Origin of the sequence: Candidatus Megaera venefica (assembly GCF_034554655.1) — a bacterium.
Classification (GTDB): domain Bacteria; phylum Pseudomonadota; class Alphaproteobacteria; order Rickettsiales; family Rickettsiaceae; genus Megaera_A; species Megaera_A venefica.
In genome coordinates this window covers 1-10,394 of sequence record NZ_JARJFB010000060.1, presented here as the reverse complement: position 1 = coordinate 10,394, position 10,394 = coordinate 1, and the positions used below count along the sequence as shown (strand labels likewise).

The window sequence follows — 10,394 nt, the reverse complement described above, 5'->3', positions numbered from 1 at the left end:
AAAAAATGAATGTGCGGTGATTTATTTTTGAAATTCTTGAAATTATATCAAAAATTTAGAGTTTTGACGGAGAGACTATTTAGGCGGCGGGGTAAAACCAGGATGACAGGCTTTTATTCGGATTTTTACCAGAATATCCATTTTTTACACCAAACTCAGGTTAATTTAACCAAAATTGCCACCGTTGCTTACGTGCCCCAAACTCGGCTATCTCCATCTAATCCCTTAGTGCCTTTCTTGCGCTATCGACAAGTTCTTTAAGTGTATATGGTTTGCTTAAAAAGAGGTGTTTTTTTAGTTCTATGCCATCCATTGCAGTTTCGTCGTAACCGGATGTTATTACTATTTTTAAGTCTGGGAGTTCTAGTTTAATCAATTTTGCTAGGTCATAGCCGTCCATAGATCCAAGCATTACATCGGTTATTAATAGGTCGATTCTTCTCTGATTTTGTGTGACGATTTCTAGGGCTTCTTCGGCAGTTCTTACATCCAATACATTGAAACCAAAGTCGCTTAAAGCGTGAGCGCCAAACATCCTTACAGAATCTTCGTCTTCAACCAATAAAATGTTATAATCAGAGGAATTTAATTCAAGAGATTCATCTGGAGATATTTCTGATATAGCAGATATATCGGCATCTTTGACATGATTGATATAAATAATGAAGCTGGTTCCTATATTTTTTTGTGACTTCACTAGAACATGGCCACCAAGTTTTTCAATAATTTGAAAAACAGTCGCTAATCCAAGGCCGGTGCCAGAGGAATCTTTTGTTGAAAAAAATGGATCAAAAATCTTGGGTAATATTTCTTTTGGAATACGGATACCAGAGTCACTGACCTCAATTCTGACATACTGCCCTGGTTCTATAATTTTTGAAGTATTTGGTTTATAATATCCTTCAGTAGTATGCTTATTGTTTATAAAGGCAAAAACGATACCGATAAAAATATTTCCGCCATTTGGCATAGCGTCCCGTGCATTTATTATTAGGTTGATAATTATTTGTTCAAGTTGAATTGGATCGGCATATATCACAGCATCTTTGTCTATATTAGTGATAACAATTTTATATTTCTCACTAAGTAATTGTGAAAATAAAGGGGTAAGCTCTGTGAATAGCTCAGCGATATTTATATTTATTGGTTGAATTGAAGATTTCTTAGCGAAAGAAAGAAGCTGCTTAACAAGCTTTGCCCCCCTGAGTGCATTTGATTTTATTTGATAAGCCTCTTTAAACGAATTATCACTGCGCGCATAGCGATTTAGTAGTAAGTCGCTATTACCGATAATTACTGTCAAAAGATTATTAAAATCATGGGCAATTGCGCTGGACAATTGACCAAGCGATTGTAATTTTTGTGAGTGTGCATTTTGCTCGGATGTTAAATCAATTTTCCCGAAATGTGCTTTTGCTGTAATAATTATGATTAAGGCAGTAAGGCCAAATGTATTTACGATAAAGAAAGTTCCAGGGTTGATCCATTCTGTTGTGGCTGCAAGTGCTACAACTATAAACGTACAAATGATGATCAAAGATGGTTTAATATTAGCCAATTCCTACTAATTCCTCTAATTTTATATTGAATTAAAAATCAGAAACTCTGCCTCCTTTTTCCCAGTCGCCATATCTTGTTGGTTCGAGTCCTTTTGGACCACCAAATTCTTCGGGCATGTTTTTGCTTGAGCTTTTTTTGATTGTTGGTGTATTATCCAGATTATTATTTTCTTTCATGTAGATGATGAAGTTTTCCCATTTAACCAGGCTTTATACTAGTCAGTCCATTTGTAAAAATCAAACTCTAAAAATAGAAAACGAAGATTTTCATTACTTAAAGTCAGTGATGCGTTTGAAGAAGTCAGATATTTTTAGGGTATTTAACGCTATTGATGGTGAATTTGCTGCTAAAGTAGAAGAATTTGTCGGTAAGTCTCACGTGACTGTTCGTATTGAATCTCAAATTAGGGCTGTTACAGTTGAGAAAGAGCTGATACTTGCGCTTTGCCTTATTAAGCCTGATCGTATGACCGAAGCTATAAAGTCAGCTACTGCCCTTGGTGTGACCAAAATTATCCCGCTTTTGTCGGAAAGAACTCAATATAAAACAATTAACAAAGGAAAGATGGAGAGATGCATCATAAGTGCTACAGAGCAAAGTGAGAGATTTAAGCCAGCAGAATTGGCGCAAGAAATGCAGCTCAGTGAATTTTGTAAATTACCTGAAATTGAACAGGTGATTTTCGCTTGTGAATCAGAGATTAAGACAAATAGAATCATTGATATCCCAAAGCTGAAACGAACAATAGCTGTCTTAATAGGTCCTGAAGGTGGTTTTTCTGAGAATGAAATGCGCCATATTAAATCATATGATCACGTATATCCTATAAGTTTGGGTAATACAGTCCTAAGAACTGAGACAGCCGTTACTGCCGCGCTTGCATGCGTACAAATGATGAGAAATAATGCCTGATTTAGAAATTGAGAAGAAATTTATTGGTAAAACTATTGCTGGTGTTGATGAAGCTGGTAGGGGGCCCCTTGCTGGGCCGGTAGTTGCTGCTGCTGTTATAGTAGATCAAAATAATATTATTAAAGGTATAAAGGATTCTAAGAAGCTCTCTAAGAAGAAAAGAGAGGATATTTATCACCATATAACATCGAATTACCTCTGGTCAGTTGGAATTGTTGGATCTAGCGAAATTGATGAGATAAATATATTGCAAGCAACGATGAAAGCCTGCCGTCTAGCGGTTTCTATTCTTGAAGTAAAGGCTGATATTGTACTAGTTGACGGTAATATGAAATTTGATGACCAAAGATTTTTAAGCATAATAAAAGGGGATGATAAGTCAATTTCAATAGCTGCATCGTCAATTATTGCTAAGGTAACAAGAGACAGGTTGATGGATAATTTGTCAGACGAATTCCCCGAGTATAAGTGGCGCCAAAACTCAGGCTACGGAACAAAAGAACATATGGAAGCAATAATAAAGTATGGGCAGTCTGTGCATCATAGAAAGAGTTTTAAAGTTAAAGGTAATGCTGCAGGGCATGGTTTGTAAATGATCACAAGCGAGATATAAAATACTGCTTATTGTTAATGGAGATAGTGATGATTAGTTGGCTTAAAAATGGCGTATTTGCACTAGCAATTGCTGGTCTGTATTCAGTCGTTCTAGTTGTGCTTAGAACCCCTGGCCTTGGTCAAGTATTTTCCGACCCCATGGTATTCAGAACTGCTTTAGTTATTCATGTGAATTTATCTGTACTCGTCTGGTTACTTGCTATTACAAGCGCTGTTTGGAGTGTATCAAAGATTAAATCAGGCTTCGAATCGGTCTATGCTAAGGCCGGGTTCGTTGGAATGTTGCTTATGGCTCTTAGTCCTTTGTTCCCTGGATCAGAGCCGGTAATGAATAATTACGTGCCAATGCTAGAAAACCTTGTTTTTATAATAGGACTAAGTCTTTTTGGTGTAGTAATTTTGATCTTCTCGGTACAAATAGTCGTTATGAGTTTTATTAAACAAGATGCCTTTTCTTATGGGGACAGAATCGTTGTGATTACTAAATGTACTTCGGCATTATTATTTATCGGTGTGTGGGTTTGTTTTATACTCTCTTATTTTGGTATTGATTCTTTGACTAATATCGTTCCGCTCGAGATTGATTATTACTACGAAATGCTTTTTTGGAGTGGGGGGCATTTGCTTCAGTTTATATATACTCAAGTGATGATGTTTGCTTTGCTTGCTTTAGCTGAAACTTGGAAAGGGGGAAGACTGAATTATACCAATGTTTATGAGATGTTGTTGGCACTTAATTTTGTTCTGGCGCTTTTTATTTTTATTGGTCATTTTTATTATGATGTTTCCGACGGTGTTTTCAAAGAGTTTTTTACTCTACATATGATTTATACTGGCGGCCTTGCGCCAACGATTTTTATTTTAGCTTTATTATTTGAATTACTGACAGCTAGAATAAAAAATGTCCCACCTTTCGTATCGGCGGCATTCTTAGCGTCTTCTTTACTGTTCTTGTCTGGAGGGTTAATTGGAGCAATTATATCTGGTGTAAATGTTACTATTCCTGCACATTATCACGGATCAATTGTTGGAATTAGTGTGGCCTTTATGGGTCTTACATATTTAATTTGTTTTAAAGCAGAGATCAAGAAAACACTGATTCACTCGGATGGATTAATTGGTAGGTTATATGATATTTTAGAAAATTGGCAAGGAAACAAGTCGGGCAAAGTTGTCGCTTGGCAAATTTATGTTATTACCTTTGGTCAGTTGTTGCACGTAGCGGGGTTAGCTCTTGCTGGCGGGTATGGAGTTCTTCGAAAAACACCAGGGAGTGATATGCCTTTCTCTGCAAAGATGTATATGGGTATGGTTGGAGGTGGAGGTTTGATTGCGATAATTGGTGGCTTGATGTTTGTTTATATTTGTGCTAAAAACTTATACCGTTCTTCAGTTTAAATGATACAAACGAATTTTGTGAGTTTCAGTTGTGTTAACGTACAAAGTGTACGCTGCGCTAACCTCGCTCTAAAATTCATTAGACTAAAGATTTGTAGTAGACTGATTGCAAAAGAATTTTAAGGATTAGAGAAATCAAGTGGAAAGGCCAACAAAAGAACAAGCTCAAGCAGCGGTAAAACTATTGTTAGAGTATATCGGTGAAGATACGTCTAGAGAAGGTTTAAGAGATACTCCCACAAGAGTTGTTAAAAGCTACGATGAACTTTTTGAAGGTTACGCGCACGATGTTGCTAAGGTTTTAAATAAGAAATTTCATGATATTAGTGAATATAATGACGTGGTATTGCTCAAATCGGTGAGCTTTACTTCATTATGTGAGCATCATATGTTGCCGTTTTCTGGTACAGTAGATATTGCGTATATTCCTGATGGGGTAGTAGTTGGAGTCAGTAAGATGGCTAGATTGGTCGATGTATTCTCTAAGCGCTTACAGATTCAAGAAAGAATGACTGCTAATATCGCTTGCGCTTTGCAAAAACATTTGAACCCAAAAGGTGTGGCTGTTAGGATTTCAGCTACCCATAGCTGTATGACTACAAGAGGAACATTGAAGGAAGGAAGCGTACTTGAATCGAGTCATTTTACTGGCCTATATTTAGACAATCATGAGAAACGCCAGGAATTTTGTAATATGATCAGAAAGGCTTAAGGAGAGTAGGGTTGCTTTTCCTATTATTCCTGCTGCGTGAGCACTAGTGTTTGGAATAATAAGTTAGTACCTGTTGAGTTGTGTTAATCAAAAGCCTTGTTGAGCTAAGAAGTCATCCTAAACTTGATTCAGGATCTCGCGCAATACCGGATCACGCCCGGCACGACGTGTGCTATATTTTGCATAAGGTTTTTTTGTTCTCGATACTAGTGGAAACAAGTTCAGGACAGCTTTAGATAGTTGTTATAGTTTTTATAAGATGAAAAAGTTAATTTAAAGTTATGTTATTATCCAGATATTTTTTGCCAGTATTAAAAGAAAAACCAGTTGAGGCTCAAGTTGTATCTCATTCGCTTATGCTTCGGAGCGGTATGATTCGTCAGTCTTCGGCGGGGATTTATAGCTGGTTACCACTGGGTTTAAAAGTCCTCAAAAATATTGAAAATATTGTACGGTTTAACATGGATGCTTCTGGCTTTGTTGAACTATTGATGCCATGTGTGCAGGATGCTAGTTTATGGCGTGAATCTGGACGTTTTGATGTGTACGGAAGAGAAATGCTTAGTTTCAAGGATAGGCATGATCATGATTTATTATTTGGGCCAACAAACGAAGAATTGATTACTGACATTGTTCGTAATAGTTTTCAGTCCTACAAAGAACTGCCAAAGGTATTATATCAGATTCAATGGAAGTTTCGTGACGAAATCAGGCCTCGCTTTGGCGTTATGCGTGGTAGAGAATTTTTGATGAAAGATGCGTACTCACTTGATATAGACATGGAAAGCGCTATCAGGACTTATGATCAAGTTTTTGTTGCATACATGCGTACATTTAGAGATTTAGGTTTAAATGCAATTCCCCTTGCTGCTGATCCTGGAGAGATCGGCGGTGAGCTGAGTCATGAGTTCCATGTGGTTGCAGATACTGGTGAAAGTACATTATACTATGATAAGAAATTCGATATTTTAGGCGATACTCTTGCTGGGGATATAAACCAATTGAAGTCTCTTTATGCGGCAACTGAGGAGAAGCATGACCCAGATAATTGTCCATTGAGTAAAAGTGAGCTATCTGTAAGAAAAGGAATAGAGGTTGGTCATATCTTTAATTTTGCAGATAAGTACTCAAAACCAATGAACGCTATGGTTAATGATAGTAACGGTCGCCTGGTTCCTATACAAATGGGCTCCTACGGAATTGGTATTTCACGATTAGTTGCTGCAATAATTGAAGTTAGTCATGATGAGAGAGGGATAATTTGGCCAATGCAAGTTGCTCCATTCAAAGTTTCGATAATTAACTTAAATATTAAGGACGATAAGTGTAATCAAATTTCTAGGAGTTTGTATAATCAATTTGTAGATCAAAATATCGATGTGCTATATGACGATACAGGAGATAGTCCTGGTGCAAAATTTGCTACTCATGATTTGATTGGCTCGCCGTGGCAAATTATTGTCGGTCCTAAAAAAGCTGGGAGTGATTTGGTAGAACTGAAGCATAGACAATCTGGTGAAGTGCAAGATATCTCGGTAGATTCAGCGGCAATTGAAATAATAAGTAGTCTTCATGTTAAATAACTTTATATCAATTGTATCGTTTCGATATTTCAACGCTAAAAAGAACGAGAAGTTCGTTTCGATTATCTCTGGAATATCTCTTGCTGGTATTACGATTGGCGTGGCTGCTTTAATCATTGTTATGTCTGTAATGAATGGTTTTCATATCGAGTTAACTAACAACATAATTGGCCTTAATGGAGATATTTCTGTAACCCCAATGGGCAAAGTTATAGAGAATTATGAAGATTTGGTTAGTAAAGCTCGTAATCATAAATTCGTTAAAAAAGTGACTCCTTTGGTTGTTGGGCAAGCACTTGCTCTTGGCACTGGAACCAATAGCGGGGTTATTATAAAGGGTATAGATGCTGTTGATTTAAAGACGAAAGGCGAAATACTTGGTAATGTTTTGGAAGGTAGTTTTTCTGATTACGATGGAGCTAATGTTGTTGCTGTTGGTTCTGAGCTTGCACGTGTTTTGGGAATATCTGCTGGTTCGAAAATTAAGTTGATTGCACCTAGTTTGTTGCCTACCGCCTTTGGTAGTATGCCTAGAGCAAAAGATTTCACGGTTGTTGCAATATTTACGAGTGGTTTGTACGATTACGATGCGGCGGCTATGTTGATGCCTGTAGTGGCTGCCCAGAAATTTCTTTCTATGGGTAATGGTATAAATTTGCTTGAAATTAATATTGAGGAGCAAGAAAACGCTAAACAATATTCCAAAACATTGCAACAAGATTTTGGCTTTTCTGTACAAGTTAAAAGTTGGATGCAGGACAATCAGCAATTTCTTAGTGCTTTGGAAGTAGAAAGGGTTGCTATGTTTGCAATTTTGTCGCTGATTATTTTAGTTGCTGCCTTTAATATTATCTCTAGCCTTTTTATGGTTGTGAAGGACAAGACTAAAGACATTGCCATCTTGAAAACTATAGGAGCATCAACAAAGCAAATAATGCTGATCTTTATTTTTAACGGTATGATGATTGGATTTATTGGAACGTTTTTAGGTGTAGTATTTGGTCTTTTATTTTCCTATAACATAGAGAATGTTAGGCAGTTTTTGGAAAAATTATCTGGTACTAGAATCTTTGATCCAGCGATCTATTTCCTATATAGCCTGCCATCAGTAGTTAGAATTAGTGATGTTGTGATGATTACGTCCATTGCCCTAGTTTTATCATTTTTGGCTACTATTTACCCAGCCTATAAGGCTTCGGCTTTGAGTCCAATTGAGGCTATGAGATATGAATAACAAGCTTGTTCTTTCCCTTAAAGGCGTTTCTAAAGACTATCGTCAAGGCCGGTCGGTGATAGAAGTGCTGAAAAACATTGACCTTGAAGTGTATAGTGGCCAGATGATTGCAATAGTTGGGGCTTCTGGTAGTGGTAAGTCTACATTACTTCATATTGCTGGGTTGCTTGATTCTCCTAGTCAGGGGAGCGTTCATATTGATGGAGTTTCTGATGCTTTGGTAAGTAATCTAAAAAATGCGGACCGTATAAGGCTCGAGAACTTGGGTTTTGTTTATCAATATCATCATTTGTTACGAGACTTTACCGCTCAGGAAAATGCTGCGATGCCTTTATTGATCAAGGGTATGAATAAGAATGAAGCAATGGATAGATCGGAAGAAATATTAGGAGATCTTGGTCTTAGTAAAAGACTATGGAATGCTCCGGGTGAGCTTTCTGGTGGTGAGCAGCAGAGAGTTGCTATTGCTCGGGCTCTTATAAGTGATCCGAGAATTATCCTTGCTGATGAACCAACAGGAAATCTTGATTCAAATACTGCTGATGAAGTGTTTAATATGTTGCTAGAGCGTGCGCAAAAGTATAATACTGCGATTGTAATGGTCTCTCATAATCTGAATCTTGCCGCTAGAATGAACAAAACCTATAGGCTTGATTATAGGTTGACAGAGATAGTATAAACCAAATTTTCTCTAACAAATTATATTGCTCAATAACATATATTTAAAGCTTTTGTGTCATTATTACTTGTGTCACCTTAAAATCACCTAACATAAATTAATTTTTGTAACACAAGTTAAAAGGCTGCGCGATTTTTTTGTTGTTCTAGTACACTAAAACTAAATTTGATTTAATTATCTATAGGTTTGGGGTTATGAACGCAAAGTCTTTAAGTTTAGTAGAATCTTTACTTCAGAAACGTAATTGGATCAACTATTCTCCTGGTAAGCCTTTTAACTTATATAGCCAAGATAAAGTTACAGAAAAGCAAGTTTACGATGAATTAATCATATTGTATAAATCTGGGTTCCGTGGTTTGTCATGTTATGGGTTTTTTAATGGTTTAGAAAATATTCCTCAGATAGCTAAAGAGATAGGGTTTGAGAAGGTAATTTCTTTGCTTTGGTGGCCAAATGATGAACTTTACGAATTAGAAAAAGACAACCTTAAGAAAAAAATACATCATATTGATAGCGTGTTGATAGGTAATGAAGTAATACACAAAGGTCTTGCTGATTTTGACAAGTTAAAAAATGAAATTACAGAACTAAAACGGCGTTATCAAATTCCAATTACAACTGGGTTACACCGATTTGAATATAATATGTCTTCTCGGTTGGCGTTGGAGCTTGGTGATTATATTATGTGTAATTTGCAAACTTGGTGGGTTAATGTTCGTCGTGATCCAATAGATGGTGCTGGTTGGATTAAAGCAACTTATGAGGAAATACTTAAAAACCCGTTTTTGCCAAAAAATAAAGCTGTAATTGTACATGAGGCAACTTGGCCATGTGGAGAGAATATTCCTGAAGGTATTACAAAAGAGAAGAGCTATGAAAATCAAAAAATCTTTTATGAAAAATTATTAGAGTATAATATTCCATTTATATGGAGTTTTTCCACTGATATGCCATTTGCACAAATCAAGTCACCTCCTGGTGGTTATGGTGGCTTATGGACAGAAGATTGGCAACCAAAGCCAGTTGTTGATTTATTATCAAGAGTTAAATAGGAAAACCTAATGGAAGAAAAAAAGATTAAATTGGGAAAAGAAAAAATTTCTGAGCTTGGCGGTGAGTTAGGGGATTTTATGATTAATAATATTAATAGGTTGCACCCCCCGTATGCACAGTTTATCAAAAACTCTGTTGCGGCTATGAATAGTGATTCTCTGCTCAATCAAAGAGAGCGTGAAATTATTAGATTATCGTCTCTAATTACTGTTGGTGCTTCATTAGTTCAAGTAAAAAATACTATTAGAATGATGTTAAAACGAAATATTTTTAGCAAAAACGAAATTGGAGAAATTATTATGCAAACTTCTTTCTTTTGTGGATTCTCTCCTGCGATTACAGCTGCTTTTGTTGCGTTAGAAGTTATTGATGAGTTGGATAAATAGACTGCTAAAACTTTAATTTTTAATATATTAATTAAAAATTAACTAACATACAATATCATTAAGCGATGTATAATTTAGTTTTTGAGGTTAATTATGGCAAAAGCAATAATAGATGATCGTGTTGCAGGTTTAGCTGCCTTAGATCCCAAGGCGGTAGCAGATATGCTCAGTAAATCAACCACTTCATTTATAAAGCAACTCGCTGAGGCTGAAGGTGTAAAACCATATGTAATTAAAGCTATTATAATGGGAGCAACAAAAA

At 36.3% G+C, this 10,394-nt stretch carries 11 protein-coding genes; 9 read left to right on the top strand and 2 right to left on the bottom strand.

Going from position 1 to position 10,394, the window contains the following annotated elements; genetic code table 11:
* Window positions 1–217: 217 nt before the first annotated feature.
* Together Megvenef_RS04620 and Megvenef_RS09850 are read right to left on the bottom strand one after the other, a co-directional pair.
* A complete protein-coding gene (locus Megvenef_RS04620) occupies window positions 218–1,558 on the bottom strand; it encodes an ATP-binding protein (RefSeq protein WP_322776816.1) in 1,341 nt (446 codons plus the stop codon).
* 31 nt (window positions 1,559–1,589) lie between these two features.
* Window positions 1,590–1,736: a DUF1674 domain-containing protein gene (locus Megvenef_RS09850; protein WP_410519760.1), complete on the bottom strand. Its 147-nt coding sequence runs from the start codon at window positions 1,734–1,736 to the stop codon at window positions 1,590–1,592.
* Window positions 1,737–1,740: 4 nt separating this feature from the next.
* On the opposite strand from Megvenef_RS09850, the gene Megvenef_RS04610 reads away from it, so the two are divergent.
* The 9 genes from Megvenef_RS04610 (at window position 1,741) to Megvenef_RS04570 (ending at window position 10,132) form a co-directional block, all read left to right on the top strand.
* Window positions 1,741–2,472, top strand: coding sequence for an RsmE family RNA methyltransferase (locus Megvenef_RS04610; RefSeq protein WP_322776815.1), 732 nt, complete (start codon window positions 1,741–1,743; stop codon window positions 2,470–2,472).
* Window positions 2,465–3,064, top strand: a complete 600-nt coding sequence (locus Megvenef_RS04605) for a ribonuclease HII (protein ID WP_322776814.1) — start codon at window positions 2,465–2,467, stop codon at window positions 3,062–3,064. Before Megvenef_RS04610 ends, Megvenef_RS04605 begins: the two co-directional genes overlap by 8 nt.
* Before the next feature lie 50 nt (window positions 3,065–3,114).
* Window positions 3,115–4,485 carry a cbb3-type cytochrome c oxidase subunit I gene (locus Megvenef_RS04600; RefSeq protein ID WP_322776813.1) on the top strand — a complete coding sequence of 457 codons (1,371 nt, stop codon included), beginning with the start codon at window positions 3,115–3,117 and terminating at the stop codon, window positions 4,483–4,485.
* A gap of 139 nt (window positions 4,486–4,624) precedes the next feature.
* The gene (gene folE / locus Megvenef_RS04595) at window positions 4,625–5,197 is read left to right on the top strand and encodes a GTP cyclohydrolase I FolE (protein ID WP_322776812.1); all 573 of its coding nucleotides are present in this window, start codon (window positions 4,625–4,627) and stop codon (window positions 5,195–5,197) included.
* 281 nt (window positions 5,198–5,478) lie between these two features.
* Window positions 5,479–6,780 (top strand): proline--tRNA ligase, encoded by a 1,302-nt coding sequence (gene proS, locus Megvenef_RS04590; protein WP_322776811.1) that lies wholly within the window; start codon window positions 5,479–5,481, stop codon window positions 6,778–6,780.
* Window positions 6,770–8,014, top strand: a complete 1,245-nt coding sequence (locus Megvenef_RS04585) for a lipoprotein-releasing ABC transporter permease subunit (RefSeq protein WP_322776810.1) — start codon at window positions 6,770–6,772, stop codon at window positions 8,012–8,014. The genes proS and Megvenef_RS04585 overlap by 11 nt, the downstream gene beginning before the upstream one ends.
* Window positions 8,007–8,693: an ABC transporter ATP-binding protein gene (locus Megvenef_RS04580; RefSeq protein WP_322776809.1), complete on the top strand. Its 687-nt coding sequence runs from the start codon at window positions 8,007–8,009 to the stop codon at window positions 8,691–8,693. The genes Megvenef_RS04585 and Megvenef_RS04580 overlap by 8 nt, the downstream gene beginning before the upstream one ends.
* A gap of 194 nt (window positions 8,694–8,887) precedes the next feature.
* Entirely contained in the window at window positions 8,888–9,745 is an 858-nt protein-coding gene (locus tag Megvenef_RS04575) for a glycoside hydrolase family 17 protein (RefSeq protein WP_322776808.1), read from the top strand.
* Between the two features lie 9 nt (window positions 9,746–9,754).
* The gene (locus tag Megvenef_RS04570; RefSeq protein WP_322776807.1) at window positions 9,755–10,132 is read left to right on the top strand and encodes a carboxymuconolactone decarboxylase family protein; all 378 of its coding nucleotides are present in this window, start codon (window positions 9,755–9,757) and stop codon (window positions 10,130–10,132) included.
* The last annotated feature ends 262 nt before the right edge of the window (window positions 10,133–10,394 follow it).

Excerpts from the sequence above, each read along its gene's own strand:
- Megvenef_RS09850 (WP_410519760.1), bottom strand. The coding sequence starts at position 1,736 with ATGAAAGAAAATAATAATCTGGATAATACACCAACAATCAAAAAAAGC.
- Megvenef_RS04610 (WP_322776815.1), top strand. The coding sequence starts at position 1,741 with ATGATGAAGTTTTCCCATTTAACCAGGCTTTATACTAGTCAGTCCATT.
- Megvenef_RS04605 (WP_322776814.1), top strand. The coding sequence starts at position 2,465 with ATGCCTGATTTAGAAATTGAGAAGAAATTTATTGGTAAAACTATTGCT.
- Megvenef_RS04600 (WP_322776813.1), top strand. The coding sequence starts at position 3,115 with ATGATTAGTTGGCTTAAAAATGGCGTATTTGCACTAGCAATTGCTGGT.
- proS (WP_322776811.1), top strand. The coding sequence starts at position 5,479 with ATGTTATTATCCAGATATTTTTTGCCAGTATTAAAAGAAAAACCAGTT.
- Megvenef_RS04585 (WP_322776810.1), top strand. The coding sequence starts at position 6,770 with ATGTTAAATAACTTTATATCAATTGTATCGTTTCGATATTTCAACGCT.
- Megvenef_RS04580 (WP_322776809.1), top strand. The coding sequence starts at position 8,007 with ATGAATAACAAGCTTGTTCTTTCCCTTAAAGGCGTTTCTAAAGACTAT.
- Megvenef_RS04575 (WP_322776808.1), top strand. The coding sequence starts at position 8,888 with ATGAACGCAAAGTCTTTAAGTTTAGTAGAATCTTTACTTCAGAAACGT.
- Megvenef_RS04570 (WP_322776807.1), top strand. The coding sequence starts at position 9,755 with ATGGAAGAAAAAAAGATTAAATTGGGAAAAGAAAAAATTTCTGAGCTT.